This is a genomic window from Pantoea sp. Fr+CA_20, from assembly GCF_024520835.1.
GTDB classification, from domain to species: domain Bacteria; phylum Pseudomonadota; class Gammaproteobacteria; order Enterobacterales; family Enterobacteriaceae; genus Pantoea; species Pantoea allii.
The window spans coordinates 84,196-99,260 of sequence record NZ_JALNPN010000008.1 but is presented as its reverse complement, the minus strand read 5'-3'; the positions used below and the strand labels follow the sequence as shown (position 1 = coordinate 99,260).

The window sequence follows — 15,065 nt, the reverse complement described above, 5'->3', positions numbered from 1 at the left end:
TACTTCGCTTGTCGCGGTACCAGAAACCCGGATTACAGCCCGCTGAGTCCGGGCATTGAGCATGACGCGACAACGCCGGGGGAAGAATTATACGGGGTCTGTGTTAAAGCGCAAGGATCGCGCAGGATCTTATTGCGATCAAATGGGCGCGTTAGTAAGCAAAAACGAGAGCTCGTCCGAAAAATTGAATCATTCAGCGCGATCCCAGGTGGTTTTTTCTACCACAAGCGTAAACTTTCTTCCGCGTTCATGTCCTGTGGATAAAAAGGATAAAAACTGTGTAGAAAGGGAAGATCTCTGTCGCGCTTTGCGCTATGATCCGCCCTTCCTCTGACGATCCTCCAATGATTGCAGGATGGAAAACCGCTGATAGCGGTCGCAGGCGCTTTCTTTCGTCTGTGTCAAAAATGAACGTTTCTTAGATTAGCGCCTACTTTTCTTATCGAATTTGTACGAGTGGAGTCCGCCGTGTCACTTACGCTTTGGCAACAGTGTCTTGCCCGTTTGCAGGATGAGCTTCCTGCCACCGAATTCAGCATGTGGATCCGTCCACTTCAGGCTGAATTAAACGACAATACGCTTGCCTTATATGCTCCTAACCGCTTCGTACTCGACTGGGTTCGGGATAAATACCTTAACAGCATCAATGCATTGCTGAATGAATTCTGCGGCGTCAACGTACCGTTGTTGCGTTTTGAGGTGGGCACGCGCCCGGTTCAACAAGCCGCAGCGGTCAATCAGCCTGTCATGGCCAGCGTCAGCGCTCCGGCTGCACCCGTTCAAAACCGCCCGGCGCCTGCGCAGATTATGCGCCCAAGCTGGGATAATGTGCCTGCGCCAGCGGATGTAACTTATCGTTCTAACGTCAATAATCGCCATAACTTCGATAACTTTGTCGAAGGTAAATCGAACCAGCTGGCACGCGCGGCGGCACGCCAGGTGGCTGACAATCCTGGCGGGGCCTATAACCCACTGTTTCTCTATGGCGGTACGGGCCTGGGTAAAACCCACCTGTTGCATGCGGTAGGTAACGGCATTATTGCGCGTAAACCCAATGCCAAAGTGGTTTACATGCACTCCGAGCGCTTTGTGCAGGACATGGTTAAAGCGCTGCAAAATAATGCTATCGAAGAGTTTAAGCGCTACTACCGTTCGGTTGACGCGCTGCTGATCGATGACATTCAGTTCTTTGCCAACAAAGAGCGTTCTCAAGAAGAGTTTTTCCATACCTTTAATGCCCTGTTAGAAGGCAATCAGCAGATCATCCTGACCTCGGATCGTTATCCTAAAGAGATCAACGGCGTCGAAGATCGTCTGAAGTCGCGCTTTGGCTGGGGCTTAACGGTAGCGATCGAACCGCCAGAACTGGAAACCCGCGTCGCGATCCTGATGAAAAAGGCGGATGAAAACGATATCCGCCTGCCGGGCGAAGTAGCCTTCTTTATTGCCAAGCGTTTACGTTCCAATGTGCGCGAGCTGGAAGGGGCACTGAACCGGGTCATCGCCAACGCCAATTTTACCGGCCGGGCGATTACGATTGATTTCGTTCGCGAAGCGCTGCGGGATCTCCTGGCGTTGCAAGAGAAGCTGGTCACTATTGATAATATTCAGAAGACCGTTGCTGAGTACTACAAAATTAAAGTCGCAGACCTGCTCTCTAAGCGCCGTTCGCGCTCGGTAGCACGTCCGCGTCAAATGGCGATGGCGATGGCTAAAGAGCTGACCAACCACAGTTTGCCGGAAATCGGCGACGCTTTTGGTGGTCGCGACCATACCACGGTGCTTCACGCTTGCCGTAAGATTGAGCAGTTGCGTGAAGAAAGCCACGACATCAAAGAAGATTTCTCAAATCTCATCAGAACATTATCTTCGTGACGCTATGAAATTTATTGTTGAACGTGAACAGTTGCTAAAGCCGCTGCAGCAAGTCAGTGGTCCATTAGGTGGTCGCCCGACGCTGCCAATCCTCGGCAACCTGCTGATGCAGGTTAATGAAGGCTCTTTGTTGCTGACCGGCACCGATTTAGAAATGGAAATGGTCGCACGGGTTGCGCTAACCCAGGCGCACGAGACCGGCGCGACGACCGTTCCGGCACGCAAATTCCTGGATATTTGCCGTGGCCTGCCGGAAGGCGCGGAGATAAACGTAACGCTGGAAGGCGAGCGCATGTTAGTGCGCTCTGGCCGGAGCCGCTTTTCGCTCTCTACGCTGCCCGCCAGCGATTTCCCCAATCTGGATGACTGGCAGAACGAAGTTGAATTCACGCTGCCTCAGGCCACGCTAAAACGCCTGATCGAAGCCACCCAGTTCTCTATGGCCCACCAGGACGTACGTTATTACCTGAACGGTATGATGTTTGAGACGGAAGGCGAAGAGCTGCGTACGGTTGCTACCGACGGTCACCGTCTGGCGGTCTGCTCAATGCCCATTGGCCAGGCGCTGCCAAGCCATTCAGTGATTGTGCCGCGTAAAGGGGTCATCGAGCTGTTACGCCTGCTGGACGGCGGTGATACGCCGCTTCAGGTGCAGATTGGCAGCAGTAATATCCGCGCGCACGTTGGCGACTATATTTTTACCTCCAAGCTGGTGGATGGCCGTTTCCCTGATTATCGTCGGGTATTGCCTAAGAACCCGGATAAAGTCCTGGAAGCAGGCTGCGATCTGCTGAAACAGGCTTTTGCCCGTGCGGCGATTCTCTCTAATGAGAAATTTCGCGGCGTTCGGCTGCATATCACCGAAAATCAGCTGAAAATTACCGCCAATAATCCTGAGCAGGAAGAAGCGGAAGAGATGCTGGATGTCAGCTATAACGGCAGCGAACTCGAAATTGGCTTCAACGTCAGTTACGTACTGGATGTGCTGAATGCCCTTAAGTGCGAGAATGTGCGTCTGCTGCTGACAGATTCGGTATCAAGCGTGCAGATCGAAGATGTGGTAAGTCCGGCAGCGGCCTATGTCGTCATGCCAATGCGTTTGTAGAACACGGGCTTTTCGTGCGCCTTTCTGGTCACATACGTTGTATGCGCCAGGCGCGCTGAGCGTGTGAAAACAAGCAGAACCGCTAACGTCCGGAACCACTGAGATTTGATAAACCTCATTTGCCCTTCACGCTGGATTGATTCATGGCTTTAACCCGCCTGCTGATAAAAGATTTTCGTAATATTGAACAGGCCGACTTAGCGTTAGCGCCAGGGTTTAATTTTCTGGTGGGTGCGAATGGTAGCGGTAAAACCAGCGTGCTTGAGGCGATTTATACACTGGGACACGGCCGTGCTTTCCGCAGTTTACAGGCGGGCCGGGTGATTCGTCACGATCAGGCGGCGTTTGTGCTGCACGGTCGGCTGGAAGGTCATGAACGCGAGCTCTCGGTGGGGCTGAGTAAAAACCGGGCCGGAGAAAGCAAAGTCCGCATTGATGGCAGCGATGGTCACAAAGTCGCTGAGCTGGCGCAGCTGTTGCCGATGCAGTTAATTACGCCAGAAGGTTTTACTCTACTTAACGGTGGCCCCAAATATCGCAGAGCCTATGTGGACTGGGGCTGTTTTCATAATACGCCAGGCTTTTTTAATGCCTGGAGCAACCTCCGCCGCCTGCTTAAGCAACGCAATGCGGCATTGCGCCAGGTCACGCGCTACAGCCAGATTCGTCCCTGGGATCAGGAACTGGTCCCGCTGGCCGAGCAGATCAGCCAGTGGCGCGCCGAATACAGCGCGGCCATCTCAGCCGAAATTGTCACCACCTGTGGACAGTTCTTACCCGAATTTGATCTGCGTTTTTCGTTCCAGCGTGGCTGGGACAAAGAAAGCGATTATGGCGAGCTGCTTGAACGCAACTTCGAACGCGATCGTGCCCTGACTTATACCGCCAGCGGCCCGCACAAAGCGGATTTCCGTATTCGTGCCGAAGGTACGCCGGTGGAAGATTTACTCTCACGCGGTCAGCTTAAGCTACTGATGTGTGCATTGCGTCTGGCGCAGGGCGAGTTCCTGACCCGCCAGAGCGGACGCCGTTGTGTTTACCTCATTGATGACTTTGCCTCTGAACTGGATGACAGCCGTCGTCGCCTGCTGGCGCAACGACTGAAAGCTACCCAGGCACAGGTCTTTGTCAGCGCCATCTCTTCGGAGCATGTAATCGACATGACTGACGAAAAGGGCAAGATGTTCCGCGTGGAACAGGGTAAAATAGCGGTTCAACCTAAAGATTAAATGAGCGAGAAACGTTGATGTCGAATTCTTATGACTCTTCAAGTATCAAAGTCCTGAAAGGGCTTGATGCGGTACGCAAACGCCCGGGCATGTACATCGGCGATACCGATGACGGAACCGGTCTGCATCACATGGTATTCGAGGTCGTGGATAACGCAATCGACGAAGCGCTCGCCGGTCACTGTAAAGATATCGTCGTCACCATCCATGCGGATAACTCTGTCTCCGTACAGGATGACGGACGTGGTATCCCAACCGGCATCCACGAAGAAGAAGGTGTGTCGGCAGCGGAAGTCATCATGACCGTCCTGCACGCCGGTGGTAAGTTTGATGACAACTCTTATAAAGTGTCTGGCGGCCTGCACGGCGTGGGTGTTTCCGTTGTTAACGCCCTGTCGCAGAAGCTGGAGCTGACCATTCGTCGCGAAGGCAAAGTGCATCAGCAGATCTATGTGCACGGGGTGCCTCAAGCGCCACTGGCGGCCACTGGCGATACCGACGCAACCGGTACCCGCATCCGTTTCTGGCCAAGTCATGACACCTTTACCAACGTTACCGATTTCGAATACGACATTCTGGCGAAACGCCTGCGTGAACTGTCCTTCCTGAACTCTGGCGTGTCGATTCGTCTGGAAGACAAGCGTGATGCAAGAAATGACCACTTCCACTATGAAGGCGGCATTCGCGCTTTTGTTGAGTATCTGAATAAGAACAAAACGCCTATTCACCCCACCGTATTCTATTTCTCTACCGAGAAAGATGGCATTGGCGTAGAAGTGGCACTGCAGTGGAATGACGGCTTCCAGGAAAACATTTACTGCTTCACCAACAATATTCCACAGCGCGACGGCGGTACGCACCTTGCCGGTTTCCGCGCGGCGATGACGCGCACCCTGAATGCCTATATGGATAAAGAGGGTTACAGCAAGAAAGCCAAAGTCAGCGCGACCGGTGACGATGCGCGTGAAGGGCTGATTGCAGTGGTTTCGGTAAAAGTACCGGATCCGAAATTCTCTTCACAGACCAAAGACAAACTGGTTTCTTCAGAAGTGAAATCGGCCGTTGAACAGCAGATGAACGAACTGCTGGCTGAATATCTGCTGGAAAATCCGGGCGATGCGAAAATCGTTGTCGGCAAAATTATTGATGCTGCACGCGCCCGTGAAGCTGCACGTCGTGCCCGTGAGATGACCCGCCGTAAAGGCGCGCTGGATCTGGCTGGCCTGCCAGGCAAACTGGCGGATTGTCAGGAGCGCGATCCGGCGCTGTCAGAAATCTACCTGGTGGAGGGTGATTCCGCGGGCGGTTCTGCCAAGCAAGGCCGTAACCGTAAGAATCAGGCCATTCTGCCGCTTAAAGGTAAGATCCTGAACGTCGAGAAAGCGCGCTTCGATAAGATGCTGGCTTCTCAGGAAGTGGCAACGCTGATTACCGCGCTCGGCTGCGGCATCGGCCGCGATGAATATAATCCAGATAAACTGCGTTATCACAGCATCATCATCATGACCGATGCGGACGTCGACGGCTCACACATTCGTACGCTGCTGTTGACCTTCTTCTATCGCCAGATGCCAGAAATTATCGAGCGTGGCCACGTTTATATCGCGCAGCCGCCGCTGTACAAGGTGAAAAAAGGCAAGCAGGAGCAGTACATCAAGGACGATGAGGCAATGCTTCAGTACCAGATTGCTATTGCCCTTGACGGTACCTCGCTGCACACCACCGCCAGCGCACCGGCGTTAGGCGGCGAACCACTGGAAACGCTGGTGGCTGAATTCAACAGCACCCAGAAGATGATCAAACGTATGGAGCGCCGTTATCCGGTCGCCATGCTGCGTGCGCTGATTTATCACGATACCCTGAGCGATATCAGCAACGAAGCGCAAGTGACCCTGTGGATCAACGGCCTGGTTAGCTACCTGACCGAACGCGAAGCGCACGGCAGCACCTATCTGGCACAGGTTCGTGAAAACCGTGAGCAGAGCGTCTTTGAACCAGTTTTACGCGTCCGTACGCATGGCGTGGATACCGACTATCCTCTGGATGCCGAGTTCCTGCAGGGTGCAGAATACCGCAAGATTTGCACTCTGGGCGGCAAACTGCGCGGTTTGCTGGAAGAAGATGCCTATATCGAACGCGGCGAACGCCGTCAGCCTGTCAGCAGTTTTGAACAGGCGATTGACTGGCTGGAGAAAGAGTCGCGTCGCGGTCTGTCGGTCCAGCGCTATAAAGGTCTGGGCGAGATGAACCCGGAGCAGCTGTGGGAAACGACCATGGACCCGGACAGCCGCCGTATGTTACGCGTGACCATCAAAGATGCGATTGCTGCCGATCAGCTGTTCACTACACTGATGGGCGACGCGGTTGAACCACGCCGTGCCTTCATCGAAGAGAATGCGCTGAAAGCCGCAAATATTGACATCTAATCGCCCTGCGATGAGCAAAACCCTTCCTCTGGAAGGGTTTTTTTTTGCCTGATACCGCTGCCCGATTTGCGCATCGCCAGACAGGCGGTGGCCAGATTATGGTGTAAGCGTGCGATAAAGCGCCGACGAACTGGTCAATATGCGCTGAATCGCGCTAGCATTGCAGCAAACCTGACACAACGAGGATGCTATGGCTATAAAACTGATCGCAATTGATATGGATGGCACGCTGCTGAATCCGCAGCATGAGATCACGCCAGGGGTAAAAACAGCGCTGAACCGCGCCCGGGAAAAGGGTGTTTCCATTGTGTTAGCGACCGGCAGGCCTTTCGTTGGCATTGAACGTTATCTGATGGAGCTGGATCTGCAAACCAGCGGACAGTTCTGCATCAGCAATAACGGTGCCATGGTTCACCGGGCCGAAGATGGCGAGGTGGTCGCGGATGTGACGCTGGGTTATGACGATTATCTGTATGTCGAGAAGCTGGCTCGGGAACTGGGCGTGCATTTTCAAGCCTTTGATAAGTCGCATCTTTACACGCCAAACAAAGACATCAGCGAATTCACTATTCACGAATCCAGCCTGACCGGTATTCCGGTACGCTATCGCGCCGTGGAAGAGATGGACCCGACCACTCGCTTCCCGAAACTGATGATGATTGATAAGCCCGCCCTGCTCGATGCGGCGATTGCAAAGTTACCTCAACATGCACATCAAACTTACACCATCCTGAAGAGTGCGCCCTATTACCTGGAGATTCTCGATCGCCGGGTGAATAAAGGCTACGGTGTAAAAATGCTGGCTGAAAAACTGGGACTTAAAGCGGAAGAAGTGATGGCGATAGGCGATCAGGAAAACGATCTGGCCATGATTGAATACGCAGGCACCGGTGTGGCAATGGGCAATGCCATTGAATCGGTTAAGCAGATTGCGCAGTTCGTCACCAAAACCAACAGGGAAGATGGTGTTGCGCACGCGATTGAAAAATGGGTGCTTTAGCCTGTTCTGACGCAGGGTGAGGCCGCCGTTGATTGCCTCTTATGAGGCTGTTTCATCCATAAATACACGCGCGTAATTTGCCGCCCCCTGTTCACTGGATTTTGCTATGTCTGAAAAACAGATCACCTTTGCATCGCGCCACCATCAGTTGACGAACATCAACGTCTGGACCGCTGACAGCCAGTGGCTGGCATTTGATGTGCGGCCTTCCGGCGCTTCTTTTACCAGCCAGACCATTGAGCGCGTGAATGTGAACACGGGCGAAGTGGAGGTGGTATATCAGGCAAAGGATGGCGCGCACGTTGGCGTCGTCACCGTAAGTCCGACATTGCCCCCACGTTACGTTTGTATCCATGGGCCTGAGCATCCTGACGAAAGCTGGCATTACGATTTTCATCATCGGCGTGGCGTGATCGTGGCAGAGGGCCAGGCCGAAAACCTGGATGCATGCGATATCACGCCGCCCTTCACGCCAGGTGCCCTGCGTGGCGGCTCCCACGTGCATGTTTTTAGCCCGGATGGCACACGCATTAGCTTCACCTATAACGATCACGTAATGCACGAGCGGGATCAGCGTCTTGACCTGCGTAATGTCGGCATCGCCGTACCACTGCGTTCGGTTAAGCCAGAAAAGCAGCACCCGCGCGAATACGATGGCAGCCATTTTTGCGTGTTAATTAGTGAAACGACCGCCAGTCCGCAGCCGGGTAGCGACCAAATAAACCGGGCATATGAAGAGTGCTGGATTGGCAACCAGGGCTATCAAAAACCTGACGGTAGCTGGCAACGCTGGGCCATCGCCTTTATCGGTGACACCCTTTCCACTACAGGGGAAAAGTGTCCCGAAGTGTTTGTCGTCGATCTGCCTGAAGCGCTGGAAGCGTATGCAATGCCGGGAGGTTTACCGCTGGAAGGTGATAACGATCATCTACCTGCGCCGCCGGCTGGCGTTCGGCAACGCCGCATAACGACGACTCAAGGACTGGCGTTACAACCTCGCCACTGGCTGCGAAGTTCGCCAGATGGCAGTGCGATAGCGTTTTTAATGGCAGACAGCCAGCAGGTGATCCAGCTTTGGCGCGTGTCGCCTAACGGCGGCAAACCCCATCAGGTAACCCGCCTGCCCAGCAGCATCCAGTCGGCGTTTAGCTGGCGGCCCTGTGGCGAAGCCATTGCCTTTATCTGCGATAACAGCGTTATGCTTTGCCGCGTGGCAACCGGTGAGTGTCAACGCTTGACGGTACGACGTCGTGAGGCACCGTCCGGTGAGGCCGTGGTCTGGTCACCAGACGGAAAGCAGATTGCTTTTATGCGTGAAAAAGAGGGCTGGCGGCAACTGTTTACCGTTGCGGTTGCATAGCGGGCATGGGTTGAGCATGGGCCAGGTTTTCCTCGGTGTGCGCCAGCTTTTCGCTCTGCAGCACCCGGGCGCGCGGTGAATCCAGACGTTGGTCGCTATCGCTACGATAATAATCCCAGGGTAACAACAGCGTATCCATTACCGCAGAAAAAGGCAGATCAACCAGCGCCAGCGGCTTAAGCGCCCAACTGGCATTGCTGTCGGTAAGAATATCAGCGCTGGCGCGCGTGCCCGGATAATAGCCCTGGCTTGCCCCGGTATGCGTCATCACACTGGAACATCCACTTGAAACGACCACGCAGCACATCACGCCTGCCAGCGGTAACCTTTTCATCATTTTCATATCGTCATCCCTTCAGTCCTGGCAACACCTGACTGAGTTGGCTCGCCAGAATACCTTATCACCCGCTAGTGAAGTCCGTTCTGGTCCGGCTATGTACCCCTGAGTGTATGTCATTTCACCGATTTGGCGAAAAAATTACGTACGGCACCTTGAAAGCATGTTACCTGCACCCATTTTTATAGCAGGCCGTTAAGGTTGCCGCCGTAAGGGGCAATGCGGTACGACACAACCTGTCCACTGCTGGAAGGTTGCCAAAACTTGCTGACATTCAGGAGTATTTTTATGCGTAACTTTGATCTGTCTCCACTTTATCGCTCTGCTATCGGTTTTGATCGTTTGTTCAACCTGCTTGAGTCCAATCAAAATCAGAGCAATGGGGGTTATCCTCCTTATAATGTGGAACTGGTTGATGAAAACCATTATCGCATTACCATCGCGGTGGCCGGTTTTGCCCAGAGTGAACTTGATATTACTGCCCACGATAACGTGCTGATCGTGCGTGGTGCCCATCCAGAAGAGCAGACTGAACGTAAGTATCTCTATCAGGGCATCGCCGAGCGTAATTTCGAGCGCAAATTCCAGCTGGCTGACCATATCGTCGTGCGTGATGCGCGTCTGGAAAATGGGTTATTGAGCATTGATCTTGAGCGTCTGGTGCCTGAAGAAGCAAAACCACGCCGGATTGAAATTCTGAAATAAAACGGCCGTAACGGCTGAGTCATTCTGGAGAACGACCACAGCATTGCTGCTGTGGCCGTTTTTTTATGGATGACATTGGTAATAAGACGTTTTGCAGCCTGCCTCGTTGAAGCGCGTATCAGGGCGATGCGGCGACTGACGCGGGAACGGGCAAAGCGAAGCATAATGAGGCATCAGGTTTGCAATAGCCTCATGGAGCACGTTGCGGTGGCGTTAAACTCAGTGCTGAATCTGTGCCAGCTCTTCTTCGCTCAGGCCCGTCATTTTCATTACGGTAGAGAGATCGAGACCATTCTGCAGCATGGTTCGCGCGACTTCGCGTTTACCTTCATTGCGGCCTTCCTGTCGTCCGAGCTGAATCCCTCGCTCAATGCCTTTCTGAATGCCTTTTTGTTCAAGCTGCTGTGCGATAGTCATTAGCGCGTCTCCGTGTTGCGGTACCCGCCGGGCGAGTTCCTGGATAAAAGCCTCGACGGCCAGGGTTTCCCCCGCCTGCATAATATAATGTACTAAGGATACGACCTGTGATGATGAAAGATAACCGGACAGCAGCACAGGGACAAGTCTGTCCATCAGATCGGCGAGATCGCGCTGATGGATGTGCTTTTGCAGCAGGGTCAGTGCGGCCATACTGCGATGGCCCGCGATTTCATCATCAGGTATAACCGTGATATCAACCAGGGGAAAACATGTACTGTACAGTTTGCTGGCCAGCGCTGGCTGGATAAATTCATCCAGCCAGCAGGTGGAATAAGGATAGGGCCGGCGTTTACCCATATAAAACAGCACCGGTATAACCAGCGGCAGCTTTTTATGACCGGCGTCGAGATGGCGCTGCATCGCCGCAACCGCATAGCGCAGAAGCCGGAACGCCATATGTTTATCGGGTGAAGACTGGTGCTCAATCAGCACATGAATGTATCCCTCACCGCATGCGGTTTTCAGGCTATAAAGCACATCGCTGAAATACTGACGCAGATCCGCTTCGACAAAGGAACCTGACTCCAGCTTTAAGGTACTCAGATCACAAATAGCATGCAGCTCGTCAGGAAGATGAAGATCCATGAAATCGCGCGCAATCTCAGGCTGGGTTAAAAACTGGCGGAAAGTCGCATCGTGTGGTGTTGGCGTTGAGTTTTTCTTCTTCATGGCATCGGGCCTGAATGATAAGAATCAGCGTTTCTCAGCCCGGGAATAACGCAAAAGGTTGAGAGCGTCGTGCGATGTATCTGGTCTTTTATCTTGCCAGGGAGGGTGATACTTTCATGCAGAAGGCGAGGTGTCCAGGTTAACGCTCTTTTATGAGTAATGGGTTCCATATTAGCGCTTGCCAATCGGGTTCTACTAAAAAAGACCAGCTCCTCCATGATTTTAAAAAAGCAGATACATCACAAAAAATTCCATGATGAATAATGCTTAGATAACTCAATCTATATTTTCATGTAAATCATGTGTATGTAATAACAACTTATTCAGAAGTTGATCATAAGAATTAATTTTTTGAAAAAAATTATACTGTTTAATTCCCATAGGCTCATACAGGATCACGTTTAGCCGGATCAATCGTGTTGACGAAAAACGCTTATTGCTAGAGGCTACCAAAAGGACAGGTTAGATTATTATCGAATACGACACTGCATTAAACGTCCTTTCCGACATACGTGGAGTCTCTTTATGGCAATAACCCGACGCTTTATTTTACAAGCCGGAGGTGCACTAAGTGCGCTTACCGTTTTTAACGCCCTCAGCAACACGCCTTTTAGCTCAGGGGAAAAACAACCTGTGTTGAACGTCCCCGTAGGCAGCGTGGACTGCCATATGCACCTTTATGACGATAAATATCCTGCTGTACCCGGTGCAAGCTTACAACCCGCCAATGCATCGCTTGCCGATTACTCCTCGTTGCAAGCCCGCCTGGGACTTCACCGCATGGTCATTGTCACGCCTTCAACCTACGGCACAGATAACCGGCTGTTGATGGAGGGCCTTAAGCAGAGTGCAGGCCAGGCAAGGGGCGTGGCCGTTATCGATACGTCAGTGAGTAATGCAGAGCTACAAGAAATGGATCGGCATGGCGTACGTGGTATTCGTTTTAATCTGAGCAGAGGAGGAACATCTCTGGATAATCTGGAGCCTCTTGCTTCCCGAATAGCACAGTGGGGATGGCATATTCAGGTCGTTGCGCCCGGCGAAAAACTGGCTGAGCTGGAATCGCGCCTGGCGGCGCTGCCCACAAAACTGGTTATCGATCATATGGGGCATATTCCGCAACCAGAGGGAATCACATCTCCTTGTTTCCAGACAGTAACCCGTCTCCTTGAAGCAGGTAACACCTGGGTAAAACTGTCTGGGCCATACATCAAGTCCCGCGTCGGCCCACCGGGCTATGAGGACGTGGGTCAGGTCGCCGCGGAACTGGTAAGGATTCGGCCTAACCGCCTGTTGTGGGGAAGTGACTGGCAACATCCTACAAAAGAAGAACACGATAAGCCCGATGATGCCGCCATACTCGATTTACTGGCGCGCTGGGCACCCTCGTCCGCAGACAGGATGTTTATTCTGCGTGATAACCCATCTGAGCTCTACGGCTGATAACCGCGCCCTCGGATAAACATGCAGTAAAGGATATGGTACGCTCGTCAGATGCCTGCACTCTCAGCCGGATGATTTATGTTTGCGAACGCATAAACCATCGCTGCCTGATCATGCCACCAAACATATTCACCAGGAGCCCGACAATAATTACCGCTGCGCCCACAACCTGCTGGAGTGATAGCGTTTCCCCCAACAACAAGGCCGCACTGACGATCCCCACCACAGGCACCAGCAGAGACAACGGCGCAACGCGCCATGTTTCATAGCGGCTGAGCAAGGTACTCCAGATGCCGTAGCCCATAATGGTCGCGACAAACGCCAGATAAACGAGCGCCAGTATCGTTTGCAGGTTAATCTGCGTCAGACTACTCATTATCGCCGATTCACCGTCAAACAGCAGCGAACAGCCAATAAAAGGAAGAACCGGAACCAGGGCGCTCCAGACCACCAATGACATCACCGGTACGGGATAGTGACGCGTAATGATCTTATTCGTGATGTTGCCCAGTCCCCAGGAGAACGCCGCCGCCAGCATCAGCATCATCGTCGTCAGCGTAATACCGGCTGCACTCTGGCCCGCCATTCCCGAGGTAGCCAACAAAAACATACCCAGAGTGGCGATAATAATACCCACGATATGATTCCAGCGGAGTTTCTCTGCCAGAAACAGCGCCCCGAGTAGCAACGTAAAGAACGCCTGTGCCTGAAGCACCAGCGAGGCCAGGCCTGCCGGCATGCCCAGCTTGATCGCCAAAAACAGAAACGCAAACTGCCCAAAACTGATGGTCATGCCGTACAGTAAAATCCAGCGCAGTGGTACGGCAGGACGACGCACCAGCAAAATGGCGGGAAAGGCGACCAGAGCAAAACGCAGTCCGGCCAGCAAAAAGGGCGGCATATTCTGCAGGCCCAGTTTGATCACCACAAAGTTCACGCCCCAGGCAACCACCACACAAAGGGCCAACAGCATATCTTTTCCCGACACAGCACACTCCTTTTGCTCGTCTCAGGCCACAACAGCCATGAGCCCAACCGCGTTGACCGATAATGCAAAAATAGTCGTCTACTGCCCGGCAACACCAGGTTGAGGCAGCTTCACGTTAAAGCACAGGTTAGCCATGGGCACACGGCGGCCTTTTATGATGATGCAGCCGCAAAATCAGCTGTCGCGCCAGGCGTTTTCCACTTCGTCTGCAAGGATCTGTACCGCTTTTTCAATATTTTCAGCATCCGGCACATAGTTCATACGCATGCACTGATGTGTGCGCGGCCAGTCATGTTCCAGCCCAGGGAAGAAAAAGTGTCCGGGTACCATCAGCACACCTCGCGCCTTAAGTCGTTGATACAGCAACTCCGTACTGATCGGCAAATCGCGAAACCACAGCCAGAGGAAAATTGCCCCTTCGGGTTTATGTATCAGGCAGCGATCCGCAGTTAAGTAACGACGAATAATGGCGATCGTCTGCCTAACCTTGTCCTGATAGAAAGGCTTGATCACCGCTTCAGACAGTCGCAGCAAATCGCCACGCTGGATCATTTCACAGGCGATGGCCGGGCCAATACTGCCTGGTGCCAGGCTGATAATGCCGTTCATGTTGCCAATCGCCGCAATGGTGCTTTCATCAGCGATAATAATGCCGCAGCGCGCGCCAGGCAGACCGAGCTTGGACAGACTCATGCAAAGAATGATATTGGGATTCCACAGAGGCCGGACATCGCTAAAAATAATGCCCGGAAACGGCACACCATAAGCATTATCGATCAGTAGCGGAACCTCATGCTGCTGCGCCAGCGCATCCAACTGCAACAGTTCATCATCAGTAATCACATTGCCGGTGGGATTCGTTGGGCGCGAGACACAAATCAGGCCGACGTCGTCATTCATAGGTAAATGTTCAAAATCGACGTGATACTTGAACTGTCCTTCCGGCAACAACTCAATATTCGGTTTAGCCGAAATAAACAGGTCCTCATCCAGGCCCGCATCGGCATAACCCAGGTATTCTGGTGCCAGTGGGAACAGCACACGTTTTTTGCTACCGTCACTGCGGCGGCCCGCAAACAGATTAAACAGATAGAAAAACGCGCTCTGGCTACCATTGGTCAGGGCGATATTCTGTGCAGTGATGGACCAGCCAGGCTGCTCGCGCAGCATCGCCGCCAGCGCATCCAGCAGCACCGCTTTACCGCGTGGGCCATCGTAATTGCACAGGGCCTCACTCAGCTTGCCCTCATCATGCATATGCTGCAGCAACTGCTGAAAATAGTCGTTCATTGCCGGGATCTGCGCAGGATTGCCGCCGCCGAGCATGATAGTGCCAGGCGTACGTAAGCCTGCGCCCATGTCTTCCATCAGACGTGAGATGCCAGAATGCTGAGTAAATTTGTCGCCGAACTGAGAAAAGGCCATAACGGTTAAAAATTTGTAATAAA

Annotated in this window: 12 protein-coding genes; 8 read left to right on the top strand and 4 right to left on the bottom strand. The window is 52.9% G+C overall.

Annotated features, from left to right (window positions below; genetic code table 11):
• Positions 1-468: 468 nt before the first annotated feature.
• The 6 genes from dnaA to NR177_RS12270 all read left to right on the top strand — a co-directional run bounded on the left by dnaA (position 469) and on the right by NR177_RS12270 (position 8,995).
• Complete coding sequence (gene dnaA, locus NR177_RS12295) at positions 469-1,875, top strand: chromosomal replication initiator protein DnaA (protein WP_063877830.1); 1,407 nt, start codon at positions 469-471, stop codon at positions 1,873-1,875.
• A 4-nt stretch (positions 1,876-1,879) separates the two neighbouring features.
• Positions 1,880-2,980 carry a DNA polymerase III subunit beta gene (gene dnaN / locus NR177_RS12290; RefSeq protein ID WP_096012578.1) on the top strand — a complete coding sequence of 367 codons (1,101 nt, stop codon included), beginning with the start codon at positions 1,880-1,882 and terminating at the stop codon, positions 2,978-2,980.
• A gap of 143 nt (positions 2,981-3,123) precedes the next feature.
• Complete coding sequence (gene recF / locus NR177_RS12285) at positions 3,124-4,209, top strand: DNA replication/repair protein RecF (protein ID WP_256852983.1); 1,086 nt, start codon at positions 3,124-3,126, stop codon at positions 4,207-4,209.
• A 17-nt stretch (positions 4,210-4,226) separates the two neighbouring features.
• Positions 4,227-6,635 (top strand): DNA topoisomerase (ATP-hydrolyzing) subunit B, encoded by a 2,409-nt coding sequence (gene gyrB, locus NR177_RS12280; RefSeq protein ID WP_063877827.1) that lies wholly within the window; start codon positions 4,227-4,229, stop codon positions 6,633-6,635.
• Positions 6,636-6,825: 190 nt separating this feature from the next.
• Positions 6,826-7,635: a sugar-phosphatase gene (gene yidA / locus NR177_RS12275; RefSeq protein ID WP_256852982.1), complete on the top strand. Its 810-nt coding sequence runs from the start codon at positions 6,826-6,828 to the stop codon at positions 7,633-7,635.
• A 106-nt stretch (positions 7,636-7,741) separates the two neighbouring features.
• A complete protein-coding gene (locus NR177_RS12270) occupies positions 7,742-8,995 on the top strand; it encodes a DUF3748 domain-containing protein (RefSeq protein WP_256852981.1) in 1,254 nt (417 codons plus the stop codon).
• On the opposite strand, the gene NR177_RS12265 is transcribed toward NR177_RS12270, so the two are convergent.
• Entirely contained in the window at positions 8,976-9,338 is a 363-nt protein-coding gene (locus tag NR177_RS12265; RefSeq protein WP_256852980.1) for a YceK/YidQ family lipoprotein, read from the bottom strand. The genes NR177_RS12270 and NR177_RS12265 overlap by 20 nt on opposite strands.
• A 282-nt stretch (positions 9,339-9,620) precedes the next feature.
• Here NR177_RS12265 and ibpA point away from each other — a divergent pair, with 282 nt between their 5' ends.
• A complete protein-coding gene (ibpA, locus tag NR177_RS12260; RefSeq protein WP_014332924.1) occupies positions 9,621-10,037 on the top strand; it encodes a small heat shock chaperone IbpA in 417 nt (138 codons plus the stop codon).
• Between the two features lie 219 nt (positions 10,038-10,256).
• On the opposite strand, the gene NR177_RS12255 is transcribed toward ibpA, so the two are convergent.
• The gene (locus NR177_RS12255; RefSeq protein ID WP_145394562.1) at positions 10,257-11,186 is read right to left on the bottom strand and encodes an Rpn family recombination-promoting nuclease/putative transposase; all 930 of its coding nucleotides are present in this window, start codon (positions 11,184-11,186) and stop codon (positions 10,257-10,259) included.
• A 525-nt stretch (positions 11,187-11,711) separates the two neighbouring features.
• Between NR177_RS12255 and NR177_RS12250 the strand changes: the two genes are divergently transcribed.
• Positions 11,712-12,629, top strand: coding sequence for an amidohydrolase (locus tag NR177_RS12250; RefSeq protein WP_256852979.1), 918 nt, complete (start codon positions 11,712-11,714; stop codon positions 12,627-12,629).
• Between the two features lie 76 nt (positions 12,630-12,705).
• Here NR177_RS12250 and NR177_RS12245 read toward each other — a convergent pair whose 3' ends face one another.
• On the bottom strand, positions 12,706-13,617 hold the full coding sequence (locus NR177_RS12245; RefSeq protein ID WP_063877821.1) for an EamA family transporter: 912 nt from the start codon (positions 13,615-13,617) through the stop codon (positions 12,706-12,708).
• A gap of 174 nt (positions 13,618-13,791) precedes the next feature.
• Entirely contained in the window at positions 13,792-15,042 is a 1,251-nt protein-coding gene (locus NR177_RS12240) for a valine--pyruvate transaminase (protein WP_256852978.1), read from the bottom strand.
• Positions 15,043-15,065 lie beyond the last annotated feature (23 nt).

Bases quoted from the DNA above. Each gene is read 5' to 3' on its own strand.
- NR177_RS12255 (WP_145394562.1), bottom strand. From the start codon at position 11,186: ATGAAGAAGAAAAACTCAACGCCAACACCACACGATGCGACTTTCCGC.
- yidA (WP_256852982.1), top strand. From the start codon at position 6,826: ATGGCTATAAAACTGATCGCAATTGATATGGATGGCACGCTGCTGAAT.
- recF (WP_256852983.1), top strand. From the start codon at position 3,124: ATGGCTTTAACCCGCCTGCTGATAAAAGATTTTCGTAATATTGAACAG.
- NR177_RS12265 (WP_256852980.1), bottom strand. From the start codon at position 9,338: ATGAAAATGATGAAAAGGTTACCGCTGGCAGGCGTGATGTGCTGCGTG.
- ibpA (WP_014332924.1), top strand. From the start codon at position 9,621: ATGCGTAACTTTGATCTGTCTCCACTTTATCGCTCTGCTATCGGTTTT.
- gyrB (WP_063877827.1), top strand. From the start codon at position 4,227: ATGTCGAATTCTTATGACTCTTCAAGTATCAAAGTCCTGAAAGGGCTT.
- NR177_RS12240 (WP_256852978.1), bottom strand. From the start codon at position 15,042: ATGGCCTTTTCTCAGTTCGGCGACAAATTTACTCAGCATTCTGGCATC.
- NR177_RS12270 (WP_256852981.1), top strand. From the start codon at position 7,742: ATGTCTGAAAAACAGATCACCTTTGCATCGCGCCACCATCAGTTGACG.
- dnaN (WP_096012578.1), top strand. From the start codon at position 1,880: ATGAAATTTATTGTTGAACGTGAACAGTTGCTAAAGCCGCTGCAGCAA.
- NR177_RS12250 (WP_256852979.1), top strand. From the start codon at position 11,712: ATGGCAATAACCCGACGCTTTATTTTACAAGCCGGAGGTGCACTAAGT.